Source organism: Shewanella carassii, assembly GCF_002777975.1.
GTDB classification, from domain to species: domain Bacteria; phylum Pseudomonadota; class Gammaproteobacteria; order Enterobacterales; family Shewanellaceae; genus Shewanella; species Shewanella carassii.
This window is the reverse complement of the sequence record NZ_NGVS01000014.1, coordinates 143,594-164,525: the sequence shown is the minus strand read 5'-3', so window position 1 is coordinate 164,525 and position 20,932 is coordinate 143,594. Positions and strand designations below refer to the sequence as shown.

Annotated in this window: 18 protein-coding genes; 8 read left to right on the top strand and 10 right to left on the bottom strand. The window is 54.1% G+C overall.

Annotated features, from left to right (window positions below; translation table 11 throughout):
• Positions 1-227: 227 nt before the first annotated feature.
• Positions 228-2,138, top strand: a complete 1,911-nt coding sequence (locus tag CBE72_RS09340) for a methyl-accepting chemotaxis protein (protein WP_100143300.1) — start codon at positions 228-230, stop codon at positions 2,136-2,138.
• 151 nt (positions 2,139-2,289) lie between these two features.
• Positions 2,290-2,607 carry a hypothetical protein gene (locus tag CBE72_RS09335; protein ID WP_100143299.1) on the top strand — a complete coding sequence of 106 codons (318 nt, stop codon included), beginning with the start codon at positions 2,290-2,292 and terminating at the stop codon, positions 2,605-2,607.
• Positions 2,608-2,711: 104 nt separating this feature from the next.
• Here CBE72_RS09335 and CBE72_RS09330 read toward each other — a convergent pair whose 3' ends face one another.
• A complete protein-coding gene (locus CBE72_RS09330; RefSeq protein ID WP_100143298.1) occupies positions 2,712-4,250 on the bottom strand; it encodes a DUF3612 domain-containing protein in 1,539 nt (512 codons plus the stop codon).
• A gap of 146 nt (positions 4,251-4,396) precedes the next feature.
• On the opposite strand from CBE72_RS09330, the gene CBE72_RS09325 reads away from it, so the two are divergent.
• Both CBE72_RS09325 and CBE72_RS09320 read left to right on the top strand, forming a co-directional pair.
• The gene (locus CBE72_RS09325; RefSeq protein WP_025009178.1) at positions 4,397-4,951 is read left to right on the top strand and encodes an aldolase/citrate lyase/malate synthase family protein; all 555 of its coding nucleotides are present in this window, start codon (positions 4,397-4,399) and stop codon (positions 4,949-4,951) included.
• 227 nt (positions 4,952-5,178) lie between these two features.
• Positions 5,179-6,102 (top strand): YeiH family protein, encoded by a 924-nt coding sequence (locus CBE72_RS09320; protein ID WP_100143297.1) that lies wholly within the window; start codon positions 5,179-5,181, stop codon positions 6,100-6,102.
• A 404-nt stretch (positions 6,103-6,506) separates the two neighbouring features.
• Here the strand turns inward: CBE72_RS09320 and CBE72_RS09310 are convergent, their stop codons facing one another.
• Positions 6,507-7,031, bottom strand: a complete 525-nt coding sequence (locus CBE72_RS09310) for a helix-turn-helix transcriptional regulator (RefSeq protein WP_054744282.1) — start codon at positions 7,029-7,031, stop codon at positions 6,507-6,509.
• Positions 7,032-7,181: 150 nt separating this feature from the next.
• Here CBE72_RS09310 and CBE72_RS09305 point away from each other — a divergent pair, with 150 nt between their 5' ends.
• From CBE72_RS09305 to CBE72_RS09290, 4 genes are read left to right on the top strand one after another with little or no spacing between them, the layout of a single operon-like run.
• Positions 7,182-8,360: a TolC family protein gene (locus CBE72_RS09305; protein ID WP_100143296.1), complete on the top strand. Its 1,179-nt coding sequence runs from the start codon at positions 7,182-7,184 to the stop codon at positions 8,358-8,360.
• Positions 8,357-9,379, top strand: coding sequence for an efflux RND transporter periplasmic adaptor subunit (locus CBE72_RS09300; protein WP_100143295.1), 1,023 nt, complete (start codon positions 8,357-8,359; stop codon positions 9,377-9,379). The genes CBE72_RS09305 and CBE72_RS09300 overlap by 4 nt, the downstream gene beginning before the upstream one ends.
• Position 9,380: 1 nt before the next feature.
• Entirely contained in the window at positions 9,381-12,434 is a 3,054-nt protein-coding gene (locus CBE72_RS09295) for an efflux RND transporter permease subunit (RefSeq protein ID WP_100143294.1), read from the top strand.
• Positions 12,431-12,736 carry a DUF3240 family protein gene (locus CBE72_RS09290; protein ID WP_025009174.1) on the top strand — a complete coding sequence of 102 codons (306 nt, stop codon included), beginning with the start codon at positions 12,431-12,433 and terminating at the stop codon, positions 12,734-12,736. The genes CBE72_RS09295 and CBE72_RS09290 overlap by 4 nt, the downstream gene beginning before the upstream one ends.
• On the opposite strand, the gene CBE72_RS09285 is transcribed toward CBE72_RS09290, so the two are convergent.
• The 8 genes from CBE72_RS09285 to CBE72_RS09250 all read right to left on the bottom strand — a co-directional run bounded on the left by CBE72_RS09285 (position 12,727) and on the right by CBE72_RS09250 (position 20,661).
• Positions 12,727-13,344 (bottom strand): paraquat-inducible protein A, encoded by a 618-nt coding sequence (locus CBE72_RS09285; protein ID WP_100143293.1) that lies wholly within the window; start codon positions 13,342-13,344, stop codon positions 12,727-12,729. The two genes, CBE72_RS09290 and CBE72_RS09285, sit on opposite strands and share 10 nt — an antisense overlap.
• A gap of 75 nt (positions 13,345-13,419) precedes the next feature.
• The gene (locus CBE72_RS09280; protein WP_100143292.1) at positions 13,420-14,601 is read right to left on the bottom strand and encodes a cyclic di-GMP phosphodiesterase; all 1,182 of its coding nucleotides are present in this window, start codon (positions 14,599-14,601) and stop codon (positions 13,420-13,422) included.
• Between the two features lie 448 nt (positions 14,602-15,049).
• On the bottom strand, positions 15,050-15,265 hold the full coding sequence (locus CBE72_RS09275) for a hypothetical protein (RefSeq protein ID WP_100143291.1): 216 nt from the start codon (positions 15,263-15,265) through the stop codon (positions 15,050-15,052).
• A complete protein-coding gene (locus tag CBE72_RS09270; protein ID WP_100143290.1) occupies positions 15,266-15,997 on the bottom strand; it encodes a DNA-binding protein in 732 nt (243 codons plus the stop codon). It abuts the gene before it with no gap.
• Positions 15,998-16,010: 13 nt separating this feature from the next.
• Positions 16,011-16,565, bottom strand: a complete 555-nt coding sequence (locus CBE72_RS09265; protein ID WP_100143289.1) for a core component of ECF transporter — start codon at positions 16,563-16,565, stop codon at positions 16,011-16,013.
• Entirely contained in the window at positions 16,552-17,235 is a 684-nt protein-coding gene (locus CBE72_RS09260; RefSeq protein WP_229671979.1) for an energy-coupling factor transporter transmembrane component T, read from the bottom strand. The genes CBE72_RS09265 and CBE72_RS09260 overlap by 14 nt, the downstream gene beginning before the upstream one ends.
• Entirely contained in the window at positions 17,225-18,574 is a 1,350-nt protein-coding gene (locus CBE72_RS09255) for an ATP-binding cassette domain-containing protein (protein ID WP_100143287.1), read from the bottom strand. The genes CBE72_RS09260 and CBE72_RS09255 overlap by 11 nt, the downstream gene beginning before the upstream one ends.
• Before the next feature lie 2 nt (positions 18,575-18,576).
• A complete protein-coding gene (locus CBE72_RS09250) occupies positions 18,577-20,661 on the bottom strand; it encodes a TonB-dependent receptor plug domain-containing protein (RefSeq protein ID WP_100143286.1) in 2,085 nt (694 codons plus the stop codon).
• Positions 20,662-20,932: the final 271 nt, after the last annotated feature.

Here is a 20,932-nt window from a genome sequence, read left to right as displayed (position 1 = left end):
GGCGCGTTTTTTATTTACCCCCGGCAACATTAGTCCCTATTGATACAAGAGTTTTTTTTGTCCATAATTCATCCCCACATAATAAGATCCAGCTCCATAAAACAACTGACCCACCTATACTCTACAAAGACTTAAGGGGAAGTCCCTGCCAAGTGGCATTCAGGCCGACCAGACTCGAAGTTGGCGCCGTTTTCCACGCAATAACAGTTATGGAACAGGCGATCGTTATGAAACTCATGCTTACCATCAAACAAAAGATTTTACTGACGGTGACTCTGGCCGTGCTGATGTCGACTATTTTAGTTGGCATTCTCAGCCAACGTAGCGCCCGCGAAGTCGTCGAACAACGCATGCTAGGCTCAGAACTGCCCAGCTTAATGCTGCAGATCCGCAACAAATTGGATCTGGAGATCAGCCCCTCAATGCATGCCGCAGAACAACTGGCCCACAGCCCATTACTCACCCACTGGCTGGAGCAGGGACGCCCGGAAGCTGAAGAGCCTCTGGTCATTTCACAACTACAGGGACTGATTCGCCAATATCATCTGGTTCAAGCCGCCTATGCCGACCGAGAAACCGGAGCCTACTATACCCAAGACGGCTTCCTGCGGATCCTCAATCCACAACAGGATGGCTGGTTCTTCGTCTATAGAGACAGTCGTCGGGAACGTATGATGAATGTGTTCACCGAGGCCAACGGTGAAGTGAAGCTTTTCATCAACTATCAGCAGCCAGATGGCCGAGGTTTGGTGGGACTGGCCAAGTCTCTCGATGATATGGTGCGCCTGCTCAACTCCTTTAAGATAGAGCAAAGCGGTTATGTGTTCCTCACCGACAATCAGGGCAAGATCCAACTTCATCCTGACAAGAGCTTGATGAATAACAAAAATCTACAGGATCTCTACCCGGGCAGCACCAGCAAGCTGTTGAATAAGGGTGACTTCCAATTACTCGAAACCGAAGTCGATGGTACCGACATGCTGGTTGCCAGCAGCTATATCCCCTCCATGGATTGGTATGTGGTGGCTCAGGTTCCGCAAGAAGAGATCTTTGCCCTGTTGCAAGAGGCCGCCTATCAAATTCTGTTATGGACAGTATTGATTGCCGCTGGCTTCATCTTCTTGGCCGTGCTAGTAGCCGGCTCTGTTAGCCGCCCCATCAGTAATATCGCCGAAATGTTCCGCGACATAGGTGAAGGTGAAGGCGACTTACGCCAACGCTTGCCGGTAGACGGCGAGGATGAAATCGCCCAACTCGCTAAAGGCTTCAACAGCTTTATCTCCAAGATCCAGGAATCTGTCATTGAAGTGGCCGCTACCAGCGAACAGTTAGGGCTATCCGCCAAGGATGTCTCGGCGCAGGCCCAGCAGACCATGAACGACAGCCAGGATCAGAAGGAACGTACCATGATGGTGGTAACCGCCATCAACGAAATGGGGGCAACCGTTAACGAGATTGCCGCCAACGCCGAGCAGGCGGCGCTGACAGCCAAAGAGGCCGACAGCGAATCGGCAATGGGCCAACAGGTAGTAACCCATGCCAGGGATACCATTAATCAATTATCGCAGGATGTGGCTCAGGTCGGCGAAGTGATCGAGTCGCTGGCGACCCACACCAAGTCCATCGGCGGCATTCTGGATGTGATCCGTGCCATCTCGGAGCAAACCAATCTACTTGCATTGAACGCCGCCATTGAGGCGGCAAGAGCCGGTGAGGCCGGCCGTGGCTTTGCGGTTGTGGCCGATGAAGTTCGCAACCTGGCTTCCCGCACCGCCGCCTCAACCGATGAAGTGCAGGTGATGATAGATAAGTTGCAGGCCGAAGCCGCCAGAGCCGTCAGTGCCATGGAGCTGAGTCGCAATCGCTCCCATGAAGGGGTGCAGGCCGTGGATGAAGCCAGTCAGGCGCTCAGTGGTATCTCGGGACAAATTGCCCAGATAAGCGATATGAACATCCAAGTCGCGGCAGCCACAGAGGAGCAATCCACCGTTGTGGAGGAAGTCAATCGTAACGTCAGTGAGATCAATGAGATAACTCAGCGCACTGCCCAAACAGCTGAAGCCGCAGCAGCAGCCAGCGATGCACTCAACAATCTGGCCCGCAGGCTGGATACTTTAGTCGCCCGCTTCAAGGTTTAACCTCAGGTTCCCCAACGGCAGCCTTGCCACTGCCGTTGGGAATACTGAACCTCATTCCCGCAACGCCTTGAGTACACATGCCACTTCTGAATCTTACTACTGATTGGTATAACATAGCCGCAACTATCTTTCGGCTAATAAAAGAGTATTCATGGAACCACAGATAGAATGGGCGCTGTCACATATCGCCTGGCTGATGTTTATTCTGGCAGGACTCTTCTTTGTCTTGCAGCTTTGGCGTTGGCAGCAACTATTGAAACATATACGGGTTCAGTATCCTGAACTTACTCATACAGATGAAAATGATTCATCCAATATAGCGATAAGAGTCAAACAGTCGCTGGAGTCTGGCACTCTGGCCAACAGCCAAGATCCTGTGATTATTCGCTATCAGAAACAACAGAGCAACCTTAGACTGATCATGGCCATTCTGTTAACCATAGGCTTTGTAATGGCCATATTGGAGTAAGCTAAAACCCGTTAATAACTGCGCCATTCAAAACACACCATGGATGAATATAAGTTATCTATAGTCTGTGTTTGCCAACCCAAGGTTGTGCTAGTGTTCCAAGGTTATTGTTTGGGCCAGGGAAAGCTCACCTCTGGCTGCTCGCCATAACAGGTGGGGCGTCTTGGGCAAACCGCACCTCTGGAGCAGATCAATCTGGCATCACCGGCGATACCACGCTCGACCCAATTGATATTGAGGATCCGCGCTACAGTCAGCAGTTGCTGTTTTATCTTTCTGGGAATGGCGCCTTCTCCCCCCTGCTCGACACAAGCCTGTTTAAGATCTTGCGCCAATGACAAGGCATCCTCCCCCTGGGCCTCAATGGCAGGATTGAGATCTATTCCGGCACAGAGCACATGATGATTGCCGGCCAAGTCTTTGACCTTGACCGATTCACAGCAATAGATCCTGGGTTGTTGCTCCACATCCAGAATGGATATCTGCGCCGAACTGCCTTCCTTGGGCTCGGTGATCATCCGAAATACCGCCCAGTGCTGACAAGGATCGGCCACCGCCCGCATATTGCCCCAGGGCAGCGGAATACCATTGCCGCGATATACAGCTTTTAGCTTGCCCGGCGCATAGGCATCGAAGTAATGCCAGTGAGGATAAGGTGAAACCACTGTCATACGCCGCATCGCTACCGAAGGAGAAACCCCAGCCAATCGGTGAGCATCTATCTCGTAGCCGTACCTGTCCAGCAGTTGCCTGAATGCCACCTTGGGGCAGAGCAAGGCCCCGGCAAAGAAACTGGCCTCAAAACCACGCCAAGCCTGGAGTATATCCTGGGCATTGAGAGACGAACTCTGGATCTGGGGATCGGTTTCACTGAAACCACTGCGGCCCACGGTCAACACATTGCTCAGCCCATCGCGATTGTGCAGCACACAGTGACCTATATGCACCGCCAAATCGTACTTGAGCCTAGTAGGTTGAGACTTGAGGATCTCGTTGAGAAATAGCGTTCCCGGCGGCTCCATGTAGGAAGTCACCAACTCCCCGGCACTGATCCCCTGGGCATCCGTCAGCAGTTTTGCCGGCCGGGCGAACCATTGGATCTTCAGTCCCTGCGCCGCGGCAAGATCCAGCATCTCTTCTACCGACAAGGGCAGGCGCTTCTTACCCACCTCTTCGGCGGCCCTTTCCAGATCGGGGAAATGGTTTTGATGGTGTTCCTGATGGGCGCGGATCAACAGGTGGGCAAACTGGCGGCCGCTGATCCCCGTTTGTGACAGCATCTCGGGAATGGCTATCTGCAGGATATCATTGGAAAACAGGAAGCCCGGCTCCAGCGGCATACCAATGACCCCGCCGCGTCGCCCCTTGTCCGGGGTGATTGCCTGCTCCTCAGGCGCATCGTCCAGAAACCAACTCACCTCTTTCTGAAAAACTGCGGCTATGACCGCCAGCATACCAGCGCTGGGAACACGCTTGCCCCTTTCGATCATCGACAGGTATGACACAGACGGCGCCGACTCAGGATCGACCCTGACACAGCGTGCCGACAAGTCTTCCATAGTTAAGTGATTGCGCTTTCTGAGGTTTCTTATTTTAGTACCCAGAAAATGTGACTTACGGATCAGGCTTTGGTCTTGGCGCATTTTGTAAAATTCACACTGTAAAATTTTTATTGTGAAATTGTAATCAAAAAAACGCTAGCCTACAAATTAAGCAATTTACAGGAATTGTCCGGCCATGAGGCGACAGTGCCATCAGGTCAAGGAAAGCAAAACACGAGGGCGAGACGATGAACATCTCCACTATGCAGCAAAAAATCAATCAAGAGCACAACCCTTTCATCGCCGAAGCCGTCTTTGCCGTGGAAGCACTCGGTGAACGCCATATCGCCGACAAGATGGCCAATGCCAAGCAACTGCTTGACCGGCTGTTCCCACTGGCAAACGGCTCACATGCCGAGGTGGTTTGCTATGTGGTTTACTATCAGCATCTCTTGGCCTGCTTTGCCGATGGCAGCCAGTGTGGCCTCAAACAGCCACAACAGTTTGTCGCCCTGAGCGGCCACCGCAGCGAGCCAGAAGCCATACTGCTCAAGGATGATTGCGGCTGTCACCTGGAACTGAGCTTCGATCGTCAGGGCTGCATCGGCAGCCGCGACTGTGCCGCCATTGAAGACATTCAGCTGGAACGCTGTCTCATCGATGGCCGCTGTCAGGACAACAGCCTCAAGCGTGAGTGGATTAGCCTGTTGCATAATGATGGCGGTCAACCACGCAGCAACAAGAGTTGCAAACGCTTTACCACTAAAGATGGCCATGAATATCAGTTGTCTTCACGGGTCTAATCGCAACAGAGCGTCATAGGCACTTGGCCTTATTAGACACAGCAAAAGGCACAGCAAACTTGTGCCAGACGTGACATCGACTCAGGATCGGGGAACTGGCTTCCCTGATCCTGTTGTCTTAGTCAGAGATTCAGTAAAACTTACGCTGGATATTAAGTTAATTTTAGTTTTCCTAGCATTTTGCCTCACTTATACTAACGCTCCCGGAATCTTGCTATCTCTTGTCCATGAGCCAACTGCAGAAAAAGTGGCTGTTTTGCCTGCTTGCCATCGCCTGCCTACACCCCTCAATCTCCTCACCTCTGGCACTCTTAGTGGGATTTGTGCTGGCTAATCTCGGCTGGTTGCCATCGGACTGGGATCTGGGGAAACTGACCAAAAAACTGCTGGCCATCTCCATTGTCGGCCTGGGTTTTGGTATTCCGCTGCAACAGGCGATCGACGCCTCTGTAGGCAATTTGCCGTTAATCCTGGGATCAATATTGCTGACACTGCTGGCGGGCACGGCGTTGACTCGGGTTTTGGGGTTGGATAGGCGAGTCGGTCACTTGATTGCCAGTGGCACCGCCATCTGTGGTGGCAGCGCCATCGCCGCGGTGGCACCGGCTATCAATGCCCGCAACGAACAAACCGCCATTGCCCTGGCCTGCGTCTTTGTACTCAACTCGGTTGCCCTGTTCGTTTTTCCCGTGATAGGTCATCTGCTGCAATTAAGCCAACATGACTTCGGAGTTTGGAGCGCCATCGCCATTCATGACACCTCGTCCGTGGTGGGCGCCGCATCCACCTACGGTGAAGAAGCACTTAAGACAGCGACCACCATCAAACTGGCACGTGCCTTGTGGATAGTGCCTCTGGCGGCAATCAGCGCCTTGTTATTTGGTGGCAAGGGGAAACTCAATATTCCCGGATTTATTCTGTTTTACTGCCTGGCTATCGTTATCACCAGTTTGTTTCCTCAGGGTCAATTTATCTATCAGGAGCTATTTGAGCTGGCGAAGCGCACCCTGGTAGTGTGTTTGTTCCTGATTGGCTGTGGTATCACCTTCAGGAAACTACAACAGAGCGGTAGTAAGCCCTTACTTCTCGGCGTGATCCTCTGGCTGCTTATCGGCAGCTCGTCTCTTGGCTATATTCTCTGGCAGGGTTGAAAACAGGTAACAAAAGCCTACGAAGGCACTGAGTTCTATCAGAGCCCGCAACAAGCCTTGGGTCTGAGTCGATGCCAGTACCACCAGCAAAAGAAACAGCAGGATATAGCCAGGCTTCACCGCCACCTCCACAGTTAAATAATGCCGCTATTATTGGTGTCTGTGGAGCCTGGGTGCCAATATCGATTCTCAATAATAAAGAACCCAAAGCACTAAGAAAAAATTTTTTATTCCTTTTTATATACATTAACTGGCAGGAAACCCGCTCTCTGAGACGGGGATAGCCTGCTAGCAAGAAGGAAAGTTGCCGGGGAAATGCCTAATCCTACTTGCTCAGCCGCCGCAGGATTGGCTTCAAGAAACTCGTGTAAAGTCGCTCCAAAACGACAGATGCCACCCGCATCTTAGGCCGCCTGTGAAGTATCGGCGCTAGCAACGGGTTGAATAAAGTCTTCCATAAACCAGGCACAGAAGGTATGGCGGCCATCGACATCCGCCTTGGCGTAAATTGCCGAGGCCTGCTGCCGCACCGTCTTCTCCTTGGTGCTGCGAACACTGGCAATCTCTTTGAAACTCAAGCCTTTCAACAGTAATAAAGCCACTTCCTGCTCACTGCGGGTCAGCGACCAGAGCTCAAATTGTTGCTGTACCGCCTGGGTGTATTCCTGGCGGGCGGCTTGCATTCGACTGGAGATATTGCAGATCCTGGCATCGGCATTGGCCAACTTTGACTTAAGTAGCTGCATCTCACGGCTGCGGCGGAGCAGATCAAAACTGATATACAGGGCGCCACAGGCGGAAAGCGCCACCAAAATACCTTCGACGACCAAGTGATAAACCGGCACTCCGAGCTGCATGTCTGACAACACATCCAGCAGATTCAGCGTCATGATCACGCTGAGCAGCACTATCATCACCAGATCCTTCATTGGCACGACTCCCGATTAATAATCTTCAAAAACATGTGGTTAACTTATGGTACATATGTCCCATAAGCGCAAATATGATACAGGTTGCCGAAGACGACAGGCCAAATCAGTGCCAGGCTGGCGGCTGATATTTCCCCAAGAGACACTCCCATGAAAATCCGCCCCCTCTATCTGGGTTGTAGCCTGCTGTTAATGGTGTTTCAGCTTAGAGCGGCCCCGGAAACAGACAGAGACGCCCTTTTGTCCCTGAGTCAAAACAGGCTGCACACATCTTCGGCACAATTGGCTCCAATATATCACAGCTCGGACTGGCTGACAGGCTTGCCAAGCATCAGTTTGAGCCATCTTGGCAGCCTGGAAAGCCACAACAGCTATGAGCAGGAGCTCTCGCTCAACCTGCCTTTTCAGTCGCCGGCCATGCAGCGCCAGAATGCCAAGCTCAAGCCCATTAACGAACGCATGCTGGAATTGCAGAGCCAACTGCAGCGCCTCTATCTCTCAGGCCTGTTGCGTCAGTATTGGTGGCAACAGGCACAAGCCGAACAGGAGCTGGCGCAACTGCGCCACAAGCAACAGGTACTGCAGCAACTGCTGCAGCGGCAACAGGCCCTGAGCCGAAGTGGTGAAATGCCGGCAACTGCGGTACTGCTGCTAAAACGAGAACTGCTGGAGCTGTCGCTCACTAAACTCCCACTGGAGCAACAACAACAAGAAGCCAATGAGGCACTCATACGCCTGACCGGGCTGCAACAGCTGCCATCGCTGGATGAAAGTGACACCCCCCTGCCGGATGATGCAGGAGCCGGGCATCCCATGTGGCAATTGCTGGCGCTGCAGCAGCAACGTCAGCAGCTCACCACAAACGCCCAACTCGAAGGAGATGACACTCCTTGGCTGGTGTCTGTCACGGCCAAAAACACTGCAACTCTGGGACAGGATGAACAGTCTCTGGGTCTGGCACTGGAGATCCCCTTGCCTGTTGGCAACGGCCTGAACCAGCAACAGCTTGGCGAACTGCAGCAACAAAGGCTGCAACTGGAGCAACAACAACAACAGCAGTTACTGCAGAGCCAACTGCAGTTGCAGCAACTCAAACGTCGTCAAGTTCAGCTACAACAAGAGCAGCAAGGGCTGGAACAAGCCTTGCAGCTGAGCAAACAGCTCAGCCAAACCCTGCTGACCACCGCCGAACAAGGCCCAGCCCAGTATGAGTCCTGGCTGCGGCGCCATCTTGAGGCCCTGGATACCCAAGCCAGGCTGTCACTCAACCATCTGGCACAAGCCCAGCTGCATTCCCAACAACTGCAAGCGCTCGGAGTTACCCTATGACCGCTAAAACCCTGGTTGGCACACTGGTGTCGACACTGTTCTTCTCCCCGCTGTGGGCGCAGGAAATCTCGGTTGCTGACCTAGGCAAGCTGACACTCAGCTTCACCTCAGTGGACCAGGTGCAACAGATAGAGGCCGCCCCTGTACCGGCAATATTGGCGGCTCAGCCCGGCAGCAGCTTCTATCTCACAGCACCGGAAACCATCCAACAGCGACGCTGGTTGGTGGCCGAAGGAGAATGGGTCGATGAAGGCCAAGCGCTGGTGCAACTTAAGGGCGCCGAAATTGCCCACTTTCAACTGCAATTTGCCGCCGCCGAAGCGGCATTCAAGCTCGCTAAGCAACGCTATGATCGCAACCAAAAGCTGCGGGCCAACGGCGCCATAGGTGCCGAAACCTGGTCGCAGATAAGCCGGCAGTATTTCGACGCTTTGCTGCAATATGAACACCTGCAGCACTTCAGTGAATTGCTTAAGCCGGGGGACAATCCCGAGACTCTGATATTGCACGCGCCCATGACCGGACTGCTGCAATACGGCGATAGCAGTGAGCCACTGATGAGCGGCGCCCCACTGCTGGGGATACTGCCCGCCGACGAACTCAGGCTTAAGCTGCGTTTACCCCTGGCCCAGAAAGACAGTGTCAATGCCGTGATGGCCGGAGAGTGCCAACTGCAGATAAGCCGCAAGGACCAGTTGGCCAAACAGGGCTTTGTCGATGCCTGGAGCCAGGCCGTTCCCCCAAGCTGCGGCCTGCAACCCGGGCAGCAGTTGCAGGTTATTCCGCTGCAGGCCATCAATGCCCTGGTGGTGCCCAAGCAGAGTCTCTATTCCTGGGGCACTGGCAGCCAGGTGCTGAGTCACAGCCAAAATAAACTGCGACCAACCGACGTGCAGGTTATAGGTGCCAGCGCCGACAGCTACTTTCTGGCACCCAATGAAACTCTGGTCGGTGCCGAGGTGCTGAGCGACTCAGTGGCGGCCGTCAAAGGCATACTCCTGGGTTTGGGGGGCGAATAGCATGCTCAGTGCCATTATCCGTTTCTCCCTGACTCAAAGGCTGTTTACCCTGATAACAGCGCTGCTGCTCTGTGGTGCCGGCGCCTATTCCTGGTTGGGGCTGCCGCTGGACGCCTTCCCGGATATCTCGCCGACCCAGGTGAAAATCATCCTCAAGGCTCCCGGCATGACAGCCGAAGAGATAGAAGCCCAGGTGACAGTACCTGTTGAGACTGAGCTACTGGGGATCCCCAAGCAGGCGATACTGCGTTCCACCAGCAAGTATGCAATTACCGATATCACCCTGGACTTCAACGAAGGCACAGATATTTACTGGGCCAGACAACAGGTGAGTGAACGCTTGGCGGCGGTATGGGACAAGTTGCCCGCCGATCTGGAAGGCGGCGTTGCCCCCATGAGCACCCCGCTCAGTGAAATCTTTATGTTTTCGCTGGAGAATCCCTCGCTGTCGCTACTGGAGCGCCGTCAGTTGCTGGAATGGGAAGTCAGGCCGCTGCTGCGTACCGTGCCCGGAGTCGCCGATGTCAACATTCTCGGCGGTTTTGCCAAGACACTGCAGATCACCCCGGATCCCGTCGCTCTGGCTCAGGCCGGTATCAGCCAGGAAGAGTTGATAGCCCGTATTGAGAGCAACAACAGCAACACGGGTGCCGGACGCATCACGCTCGGGACAGATAACCTGACGGTTCGCACCGAAGGGCGCATCGACTCGCTGGAGGCCCTGCAACAACTGGTGATTGCCACCAATCAGGGCGGCAGCTATCGCCTGCAAGACCTTGCAAAAGTCGAAATAGGTCATCTCAGCCGCTACGGCGCCGTGACCCGTAATGGTGAAGAAACCACAGAGGCCTTGATCGTCGGCCTCAAGGATGCCAATACCGATCAGGTCATCAAACTGGTACGGGAAAAGCTGGCCCAGATAGAAAAAACTCTGCCTCCCGGCAGCCAGCTGAATGTGTTCTACGACAGGGCCAACCTGATAGATACAGCCATAGGCACCATTTCAGATGCCCTGTTTCAGGCCGTGGTATTGGTTATTCTGCTGCTAGCGCTGTTTCTCGGCAATTTGCGCGCTGCATTGGTGGTATCACTGTCGCTGCCGCTGGCGGCGCTGGCCACCTTTATGCTGATGCGTTACTTCAATCTGTCGGCCAACCTGATGAGTCTCGGCGGCCTGGTGATCGCCATCGGCATGTTAGTGGACTCCTCCGTGGTGGTGGTGGAGAACATGGTCAACCAAATTGCCGGCGGCAAACGCCTGCCCAGGCTGCACCTCATCTACCGCGCCACCAAAGATGTGGCCGTGCCTGTGGTGTCCGGCACCCTGATAGTGATCATAGTCTTCTCACCGCTACTGACTCTCAGCGGCCTCGAAGGCAAGCTGTTCACCCCAGTGGCTATCACCATAGTGTTTGCCATGCTGTCGGCACTGGCACTGTCGCTGACGGTGATCCCCGTGCTGGCCTCCTATCTGGTCAATGAAAAAGCGGCCAACGAACCCAAGGCCATTGGCTGGCTCAAGGCGCGCTACCTGCTCACTCTGCAGTGGGTGTTACAGCACAGTAAGGCTTTTTGCGCCACGGCACTGGTGGCACTGGTACTGAGCTTGGGGCTGTTTACTCAGGTGGGTAAAACCTTTATGCCGACCCTGGATGAGGGTGACATTATTCTGCAGTTGGAGAAGTCCCCATCGATTTCGCTGCAGGCCTCGCTGGCACTGGATACTCAGATAGAGCAGCACCTGCTGGCCACTGTGCCCGAGATACGCCAGTTGGTCGCCCGCACCGGCGCCGATGAGCTGGGGCTGGATCCCATGGGGCTGAATGAAACCGATGTTTTCATGGAACTTAAACCCGTGGAGGAGTGGCGCTTTGCCAGCAAGGAGGAGCTTATTGATGCCATACGCACCGAAGTGCTCAAGTTTCCGGGGATCAATTTCAACTTCACCCAACCTATCCAGATGCGGGTCTCCGAGATGCTTACCGGCAGCATAGGCGATGTGGCGATTAAAATTTTCGGTGAAGATCTTGAGACGCTTTCAAGATTGGCCAGCGAGACGGCACACCTGACCAGCGCCACTCGCGGCAGTCAGGATGTCAAAACCGCCATGACCGAAGGCAGCCCCTTTATCAACCTCCGTCTCAAGGAGGGTTTGGCCCGCAGTTACAACATGAGTGCCGATGAGTTTGGCCGCTATCTCAAGAGCCAACTGGAAGGCCTGGCCATAACCGAGATAATCCAGGGCAAGAAGCGAACTCCCGTGCTGATCGCCCAGGCAGCAGATGGCATCAACAGCCTGCCGCAACTGGAGCAAAGGCTATTGGTGATGCCGGATGCCAGCCTCAGGCCCCTTGGCGAACTGGCGCAAATAAGCTATCGCGAAGGGCCGATACTGATTGAGCGCGAGCAAGGCAACCGTTTTGCCGTGGTCACCACCAATGTCAGCGGCCGCGATATCGTCGGCTTTGTCGAAGAACTACAGGGCAAGCTGGCCGCTGAACTGTCTCTGCCCAGCGGTTACAGCCTGAATTTCGGTGGCGAGTTCGAGAACCAGCAACGGGCAACCCGTAACCTGTTGCTGGTGGTGCCCGTGGCGCTGATGCTGATCAACCTGATCCTGTTCACCACCTTCGGCAATATCTCCAAGGCCTTGCTGATCCTGGCCAACGTCCCCTTTGCCATGATGGGTGGTATCTTCAGCCTGTTTATCTCGGGCGAATACCTGTCGGTGCCTGCCTCAGTGGGCTTTATCGCCCTGCTGGGAGTAGCCGTGCTCAACGGCGTGGTGATGGTCAGTTACTATGAACAGTCGCGGCATCTGTTTGCCAGCCTCAGTGAGCGGGTCGAACAGGGGGCCGCCCGCCGACTGCGGCCGATTCTGATGACGGCCACCACCGCCATGTTCGGCCTGATCCCGCTGGCCTTTGCCACCGGGCCCGGCGCCGAAATCCAAAGGCCGCTGGCAATCGTGGTCATAGGCGGGCTGATCACCTCCACTATCACCACCCTCTATTTGTTGCCACTGCTGTATCAAACCCTGGAGAAACGTCAATGAAACAACTCTTGGTGCTGATAGTGCAGCACAATCTAAAAGACGATGTGGTCGACACTCTGATGTCGCTGGACTACCTCTCCGGCTTCAGCCTGATCAATATCTGTGGCTTCAGCCGCGAGCACAGCCACTTCAATCTCAAGGAACAGGTGGAAGGTTATCGGGAATTCTACAAGTTTGAGGTGATGCACCCGCAAGAGTCACAGCAGGCGCTGCTGCAAACCCTGGCGGAGGTCTGCCGCCACAACCCCTGCCGCTATTGGATAGTACCGATAGCGACAGACGGCGTGCTGGGTCAGGACTGACGAGGTTTGAGCCAATACTGGCCGGCGATGGCCAATAGGCAATAGCCGAGGAAGAACCAAAAGCCCGACTCCAGGCTGGCGTGGGTGTGAACCAAATCCCCCATGCCGGCCGAGGCGTTACCGGCCATATAGGTGATGATAAGCGCCACCACAAATACGTCGGCCATGGACCATTTGGCAATGGCCGCGGTAATACTGTCGATGATCTGCCGCACCTTACTGGACAGCGGCGCCTGAGCCAGCAGCATCAACCCCAGCTTGCAGGTCGGCACTATCACGGAAAACAGCATCACCAGCGCCGCCACCAGGGTATTGCCGTGTTGATGCAGCTCGGTCACTGTGCCCCAGATACTGCGGGTCTTGTTGAACACCTCCATTTCACCTTGAAGGTTGTTCAGCCCCAACATACCGCTGATCATCGCCAGCATTCCCCTGGCACTGTCGCGCCCGGAATCATCACTGACGGCTTCGGCAATCATGTCCAACCCGGCTTCGGTCAGCTCGGCCTTTTCCACCGTGCCGCTGACAGTCAAAATAGGTTGAGTCACCCCGGGGATCAGCAAGGCCAGCGACAATAACAGGGTCATAATAGGTAAAATTCGGCGCATCGGGGTCACTCCACAAACTCAACAAAAAGGCCCACCACTCGGCGGGCCCATCAGTTTACCCAGTTTGCAGCCAGATCAATAGAAAGGCTTGGGATCAACATCCAATGAACTGGGCGACACACCTCTGTCTATGTTGAGATCCGACTTTAAAAGATCCACCATGGTCACTTCAGTATACCGTTTAAATTTCAATGAATAGAAACACTTAACTACTGGATGTAATGCATCTCTATTCTTGGACTCCCAGACTATGCCCACCCGACCATCGGACAGTTGCACCAAAGAACCGACCGGATAGACACCGATACAGCGAATGAATTCGTACACCAGACTCTCATCCAGATGGAAGGGGGTCAGACTGAGCAGAATTTTGAAGGCGGCAGCCGGACTCATCGCCTCTTTATAACAGCGGGTGGCGGTAAGGGCATCATAGATATCCACAATACAGCTCATACGCCCATGCAGCGTCAACTCATCCCCTTTCAGACCCCTTGGGTAACCACTGCCATCGAGTTTTTCGTGGTGCATCAGGCACACATCCTTGCTCACTTGAGACAAGCCCTTGGCCTGTTCCATGATCTCGATGGCATAGGTCTGGTGCAACTTCATATGCTCAAATTCTTCCGGCGTCAGCTTGCCCGGCTTGTGCAGTATCTTGTTATTCACCTTGATCTTACCGATATCATGGAGAACACCGCCGATAGCCAGCTGTCTGAGCATCTCGCGTTCCAGCTTGAGATATTTACCAAAGGTGATCAGCAGGAAAGCGACATTGACCGAATGTTCCAGTAAGTAGGCATCTTTGGATCTCAGCGCCGATATGCATTTCATCGCATCCGAGTCGAGCATCACCGACTCGATCATATTGTCCGCCAGCGCCGCAAACGGCTCGACTTCTATCGCCTTTCCTTCGAAGGTTTCACTGAGGACTTTGCGCACCAAGCTCTTGGCTTCAGTGAGCAGCTGTTTGGCCTGCCCCATTGCCAATTCGTGGTTAATCGAGGTTTTGCGTGGATTGCTATTGAGGCCGGGGCGTTGCTTTTTCAGACCGCAGCTTTCGCTGGAACGCTCAACATCAACCCAGACAAAACGAATGCCGCTGTTACTGAGCTTAGTGATCGCCTGACGGCTCTTGATCTGGCCGGCATTGGCGATAGTCAGCTGGCCATTATTTTCAATGGCCGACACATACATGCCTATCCCCAATTGAGTGACAGGCAACTTCAAAAGAGCTGCTGTCGGTACCGCATCTATCATTCTTTCACTCCGGCAATGGCTCTTGGTAACAGACCAAAAGACGTTTATTCCGGGTTAATACCGATTCCCATGGATGTTTACGCCAACCGGAGCATACAACCATCAGAATACCGGCTTACTTGCCATGATATAACCAGACTATACCCAAACAGAGTCACTCGCTATAACAAGACAAACAGCAACGGTAATCCTTTAGTTGCCAGTTCCTCAAAAAAAAGCAGAAAAACGGCCAACGCAACACAGAGCATGTCAGTTTATCCCGATAAACCTTTCATGATTCTCGTTGTGAGCCGATTTTTCCTATCACTGAAGGAGTCAACACCGATGAAGAATGGTAGAAGAGACGTTACCAACCATATGGTCACCCGGATTTGGCTTCATTTTAGAAGCCAAATCCCCAATTGCCTATGCACCTATCGAGGTAAAATGTCGCTTTATGAGGCTAATCTCATTCAGAGAGCGGACCAAGACACTGAAACCCTTCACTCAACCAGCGGCGATACTGGCAGTTGTAACAGGAGCGGGTCACATCATCTATCTGCTCGTCTTCGTCATCCTCTGTAAAACAAGCACATTGAACAGCCACCTCGCGGGCAGCCTGTAGATTGCTGTTGCCGCCGAGAAACAATCGCTTACCCTGCCTGAGTTCAAACCATTGCTGCATTCAGAACTCCTTCAGCTGTTGTTTACCGGCATTGTGCCACTCGGCGCCACGTTTGCTGACCAGGAGGGCAAACTTATGCTCGGCCCACACGGCTTTGACCTTGCCGCTAAGCCAGACAGTGTCGGTTTCGGGCAACCACTCACCATCTGTGGTCAATACGCCATCGAGCTCAGAGCGCTTTAGTATGTCGGCAACGCTGAAGGGCGCCGCGTCATCTGTCTGACCTAATTTCAGCTGGCCTTTCACCCGGCCATCATTACCCGTGAGCCTGAGCCCGAGGCCGGCAAGCGCGCCGATAACACCCTGCCCTGTGCCGCCGTGCTCGCTGAGACTGATACCCAAGTGTTCGGCCAAGCCGTAGGCTTGCTCCTTGGTCTTGACCTCTTGCTTGGCCTCACGGCCAAAAGCCATCAGTGCTTCCTGGCCGCTGAAATCGGCTAGAGACAAGAGTGCCAACCCAGGATCGGCGGCGCTGGCCGATTCCCTGAGCAGATGAGCTATGGCCACTTCACGTATAGCCGCTAAGGTAAGCTCGCCACGATAACCAAAGCACATGGCACTATTGTGGGAAGTGTAAGGAATATCCGGGTGCACATAGAGCTGATGCCGGGTCACCAGGGAGGTTTGCCCGCCTTGTTGAGTCAACAACTCAGCAATCTCAGAAGCTATCTCACCCGTGCCTTTAGTGCCGATATCATCGGTATCGTCTATACAAATCAGCCAATCTTTCATCAATCAACCTTAATCAATCTGTCTGAATATCTTTGTGGAGAAGATCGTGGGCCTTGAGGCGTCTCAAAACAGGGGGCACCAGCAGCGCCCCGACTATGGCAAAGGCCCCACCTTGTAAACACTTGAGACCAAAACGCACCAAGGCCACCTGCTCACTCATGCCCACCAGCAGATCCTCTACCAGCCCTTTAGCGGCCCAGGCGATACAACCCACCAAGGCCAAGGCGATGAAACGCCAGCGCAAGTTAAACGCATTGGCCAACAGCAGCAGCGCCAGGTCCATCGACACGGCCGGGATCACGAACTTAAGCAAGATCAGCGGGCCGCCCTTGCCCACCCCCAAGGTCATGGCAACCACTCCGGCCAAGGCACCGCAGGCTGTCATGGCCCCCATGCGTCCGACAATGCCGTAACAGGTGAGATAGAAAAAGCTCATCAGCAACATAGAATGTCCCGACAGGCCGAGCTTTAATCTGAGCATGCTCTTGACCGCCACCAGCAAGGTGGCGCAAAAGCCGATAAAGAGCGCATCCTGCAGTTGAAATCCTTTAGTTTTATTTGTTGCCATGTTCGCTCCGGTTGTCCCGCCAATGGGTAGGCTTGGAAGTGTGGCCAAAGTGGCGGCTCTTGGCGGCCAGCGCCATCTGTTTGGCCAATTTAAGCAGTTGGATCAAGAGGGGAAATAGCACACAGTAGGCCAGCTCCGGCCAATTGCGGGGGTTGAGCAGTTGCTTGGGGGCAATTCGCGCCCCCCGCAGCCGCTGCAGTTGATAGATCTCGGCGATCTCCTGGGTCATAAAGGGCAGCAGGCCTATGGAGGCAGCCACCACAAAGGCCCATTTGGCCGGCATGACCAAGCATAACACCTCGCCTATTCGTTCCGGGCGTACGGAAACCGACAGCCACCATCCCGGCAGCAGCGCTAGAGTGATGCGGGCCACGGCCAAGGTGCCTTGGCCCAGCTGCTCGCCGCCGTGCATCAGTGCATACAACCCCAAAGTAAAACCGAGTTGCAGCAAGACAAAGCGGATCACCCCGCCAATGGCGCCGCGCTGCAGCATGCCATGAACCACCAAGATCAAATTGATGGCGGCTAACCAGGGAAGCTGCGCCTGAGGTAGAAGAAACGCCGCCGATGACAAGGTCACTACCAATAACAGAGCGGTGGCGCTGCCCCACATGCCTAAATCCAACCCCTTAGGAGAAGTACGGCCGTGGCGCCGTCCTTTAACCCACACAGGCAACCTCCTCCGGAGTAACCTCTATCTCCAGCTGTCCTTGTTGTAACCGCCAAACTTGGCTGGATGGCAAGTTCGGCAAGGGTCTGTGGCTGGCTATCACTATGCTGCTCCCCTGTTCACGCAGGTAGTTGAGGATCTGCCACAATCGCCCCAGATATTCGCCATCCAATCCAGCCAAGGGGTCATCCAACAGCATCAAGCTAGGGGTCACACAGGCGATGGAGGCCAAGGCAATCAAATGCTGCTGACCATAGGACAGTGTATGGGGCGAGCTTTGGGCGAGATGCAGCAGGTCGAGCTGCTCAAGTAGGTTTTCGGCCCGGGAAAGCGGCAGGTCGAAGCGGCGCAGACCAAACTGCATCTCCTCGATCACTGTGGCCTCAAACAACTGACGGTTGGGACGCTGCATCAACAGCCCCAGCATAGAACCAAAGATGCCTGGTTTGGGCTTACGACCGAAGACCCGCAACGGCAGTGACGCTACCGCGGGTTGAATACCGGCTATCGCCTTCAGTAAACTGCTCTTGCCCGAACCGTTGTTACCCGTCAGGGTCACCAGCTCACCGGCGCCCAAAGACAGACCCTGTTGACACACAAACAGGGGCGTATGCCCCTGATAACGAAATTCAAATGAAGTGGCACTGACCAGTTCCCTGCTCCGATCCGGCTCCAGCCGTTGCAAATGGCTGCCGGGTTCGACCCGATAACTGCCGGGCAGCAGGCGACCTTGGTGCAAGTGCCAGAAGTGTTCAACAACCGAGGCAAAAGCCTGCGCGTTGTGTTCCACCAAGACAACGGCCATCCCTTCAGCCAGCAGATTACGGATCACTGCCAGCAGCTCATCGACACCGGCATTATCCAGCTGCGCCCAAGGTTCATCCAACAGCAGAACCGCCGGTTCACTCACCAACTGAGCGGCTATCATCAGGCGATACTTCTGTCCAAGAGACAACTTGCTAATTGGGGTTTCCAGCGAAACAAACAAGCCCACCCGGCGCAGTGCATGCTGCACCCGGGAGATCATCTGGTCGCTGGGTACACCGAGATTTTCCAGGGCAAAGGCCACCTCAGCTCCAACTGTCTGGCGCAATATTTGTACTTGAGGGTCTTGCATCACTAGGCCCACCAACAGCCCCTGACGCTTAAAAATACCGCCTTCACAGGGGCGATGTTGCAGCCCGGCAAGCAGAGCCAGCAGACTGGACTTACCCGAACCCGTGGGGCCACTGATGCAGTGGCAGGAGCCGGATTCTATTTTCAAATCCAGATCCCTCAAAATCAAAGGCTGCAAACAGCCGTAATTGAAATTGATCCCTTCGAGTTCGAGTAAGCGCATTATCAGATCTGCCAGTTAATCCCAACAAAGACTTGTCTACCGGCCTGAGGCAGAGAATCGCTCTGATAGTAATTCTCGTCCAGCAGGTTAGTGGCTCGCAAGTAGAGTTCCAAGTTGTCTTTAAGCAAAGGCTGTACCAGATTGATGTCCACCAGGGTGTAATCCTCCAGGGATTTCTCCTGCCACACCTTTTGACCGCCGATCTTCTCCTGATCGTAGTAGTTCTGGTCCATGATGCGTTCTACGTTCAGGTGGATACGAGTCTCGGTCGGCAGCTTGTAGCCCAACTGGAAGCGCAGTTGATGCTTGGGACGATAGTCCAGACCATCAAACCCTGTGCTGCTGTCTCTGTCTTCGGCGTTCAGATAGCTGTAGCTCAAGCTCAGATCCAGATTCTCTATGCTGTTGTTGGACAGCACGGTATCCAAACCCTGGAAGCGATAGTTGCCTATGTTCTGGTACATGCCATTGACATCTTTGGCAATGTAATCATCGGCATCAGTGTGATAGAGGTATAACTGCAGCTCGGTATTCATTCCCAGCCCCTGCTCCAGCCCCAGCTCAACATGCTTGGAGATTTCCGTTTCCAGCTCCTGGTTACCGGAAGATAGGGAATAAAGGTTACGCATCGAGGGGAAACGTACCTTACGAGCCGCACTCAGGCTCAGACGAGTCTCATCGGCCGCTTGCCAGAAACCTGAAGCCAGCGCCGAGTAATCGTTCTCGTTGCCTTCGGTCTTGTCCATATCGTGGTAAGCACCACCCAGAGTAAAGCCCCAATCGCCTTCTGATTGGAACTGATACTCGGCCGCCGCAGTATAAACCCAGGCCGAATCATCGAATAATTCAGTGCTAGCACTGCTACCACCACCAGAGCCGCTGCCACCACCAGAACCATTACCACCGCCGGAGCCCGAACCACCGCCAGAACCACCACCGGATCCCTTACCGCCACCAGAGGCCTTGCGGCTGCCTGACTTGGAGGAGCCCAGGCTTTCAGCTACCGCTTCCCAGCTCTGCTTTTCAGCAATCACTGAAGTCGTCAGCATGCCTGCGGTGTCGAAGTCGGTGATCAGCTGTAGATTGGCGCCTTGCACTGTAGAGCGGCCGTCCTGGGATTCGGTCAACGAGGCGTAGCTGTCATCGCCGTAAACGGTTTCATAGGTGTCGCTCTGGTTGTGATAACCAAAGCCACGGAAAGTGAAAGTATCATTGAACTTGTGTGCCAGACCCAGTTGGAAAGTCTGTGAATCATAGTCATCGACCCGTTCAAACTTGACCCGACCGCTACCGCTGCCATCTCTTGGTGGCTTGCCCCACTCGCCTGAGCGCAGTGCCATATTAGCAATCAGTTGAGTGTTGTCACTGAGCCAGTAGCTGCCTTGAGCGTACAGGTTAGTCAGTTCTTTATCTGCATTGTTTCGTAGATATTTATCTTGATACTCAGTGACTTGATAGTCAGATGACATAGGAAAACCATCTGTGTGCTGATAACCAGCACTGATAAGCCCCTGCCAGTTGTCGCCCGAACCGGCGGCACTGATATCACCCTTGAAGGTGTCATCCTTGGCCAGTTCCAGGTTGCCGGATAACGCAGGAGCGCTGCTTCCTCGTTTGGTGATGATGTTGATAACACCACCGGCGCCGCCTGGGCCATAGAGTACTGAAGTTGGGCCAACGGAGACTTCAACCCTGGCAATCTGACTAGTTGGGATCACGCTGGGATCAAACTGACCATCATCGGCGCTATTGGCCGGTACACCATTGATCAACAGGGTCACATGGCGGGTCTTGAAACCGCGGATATCCACTCTTGGAGTGCCCTCGCCGCCGTAACGCACGTAAACGCCGGGGACATTCTTCAACACTTCATCCAGGCTCTGGGCTCCCAGTGCCTGGATTTCCTCTTCGGAAATGCTCCAACTGGTAGTAGCAACTTCGGTAGCGTTGGCACGCTCACCGTGCACCACTATCACATCCATTGCGTTATCCACCAAAGGATCACGTTCAATAGGGGCCGCATTGGCCTGCATGGCACAGCCCAACGCCAGTGCGAGGGCAGAGAGTTTTACCGGTATATGGGACATAAGGCTCTTCTGTCATTTCAGGTTGGAATTATCCGGGCTATTCTGGCGCCGCCCAAAAAAGCCACAAGCTGAATAACAGCAAAAACCAATATAGATCGAGATATTAGTTCGTAGGGAGTACGAAACCGAATGCCGATAAGACAGATTGTCCCACCCAGACAATTTGCCGAGCAAAAATGTCCACTTACATCACATTAACTTAAACTGATTAATGGGATCATGCTACACGTCACACAGGCCCCTTCGATGGCTTGACACTCGGAGTGTGGAA

What these genes read in the sequence shown, in the direction of transcription:
- CBE72_RS09305 (WP_100143296.1), top strand. Translation starts at nt 7,182, where the DNA reads ATGAAAATCCGCCCCCTCTATCTGGGTTGTAGCCTGCTGTTAATGGTG.
- CBE72_RS09340 (WP_100143300.1), top strand. Translation starts at nt 228, where the DNA reads ATGAAACTCATGCTTACCATCAAACAAAAGATTTTACTGACGGTGACT.
- CBE72_RS09280 (WP_100143292.1), bottom strand. Translation starts at nt 14,601, where the DNA reads ATGATAGATGCGGTACCGACAGCAGCTCTTTTGAAGTTGCCTGTCACT.
- CBE72_RS09320 (WP_100143297.1), top strand. Translation starts at nt 5,179, where the DNA reads ATGAGCCAACTGCAGAAAAAGTGGCTGTTTTGCCTGCTTGCCATCGCC.
- CBE72_RS09330 (WP_100143298.1), bottom strand. Translation starts at nt 4,250, where the DNA reads ATGCGCCAAGACCAAAGCCTGATCCGTAAGTCACATTTTCTGGGTACT.
- CBE72_RS09275 (WP_100143291.1), bottom strand. Translation starts at nt 15,265, where the DNA reads ATGCAGCAATGGTTTGAACTCAGGCAGGGTAAGCGATTGTTTCTCGGC.
- CBE72_RS09250 (WP_100143286.1), bottom strand. Translation starts at nt 20,661, where the DNA reads ATGTCCCATATACCGGTAAAACTCTCTGCCCTCGCACTGGCGTTGGGC.
- CBE72_RS09295 (WP_100143294.1), top strand. Translation starts at nt 9,381, where the DNA reads ATGCTCAGTGCCATTATCCGTTTCTCCCTGACTCAAAGGCTGTTTACC.
- CBE72_RS09255 (WP_100143287.1), bottom strand. Translation starts at nt 18,574, where the DNA reads ATGCGCTTACTCGAACTCGAAGGGATCAATTTCAATTACGGCTGTTTG.
- CBE72_RS09325 (WP_025009178.1), top strand. Translation starts at nt 4,397, where the DNA reads ATGAACATCTCCACTATGCAGCAAAAAATCAATCAAGAGCACAACCCT.
- CBE72_RS09265 (WP_100143289.1), bottom strand. Translation starts at nt 16,565, where the DNA reads ATGGCAACAAATAAAACTAAAGGATTTCAACTGCAGGATGCGCTCTTT.
- CBE72_RS09285 (WP_100143293.1), bottom strand. Translation starts at nt 13,344, where the DNA reads ATGCGCCGAATTTTACCTATTATGACCCTGTTATTGTCGCTGGCCTTG.
- CBE72_RS09290 (WP_025009174.1), top strand. Translation starts at nt 12,431, where the DNA reads ATGAAACAACTCTTGGTGCTGATAGTGCAGCACAATCTAAAAGACGAT.
- CBE72_RS09270 (WP_100143290.1), bottom strand. Translation starts at nt 15,997, where the DNA reads ATGAAAGATTGGCTGATTTGTATAGACGATACCGATGATATCGGCACT.
- CBE72_RS09310 (WP_054744282.1), bottom strand. Translation starts at nt 7,031, where the DNA reads ATGAAGGATCTGGTGATGATAGTGCTGCTCAGCGTGATCATGACGCTG.
- CBE72_RS09335 (WP_100143299.1), top strand. Translation starts at nt 2,290, where the DNA reads ATGGAACCACAGATAGAATGGGCGCTGTCACATATCGCCTGGCTGATG.
- CBE72_RS09300 (WP_100143295.1), top strand. Translation starts at nt 8,357, where the DNA reads ATGACCGCTAAAACCCTGGTTGGCACACTGGTGTCGACACTGTTCTTC.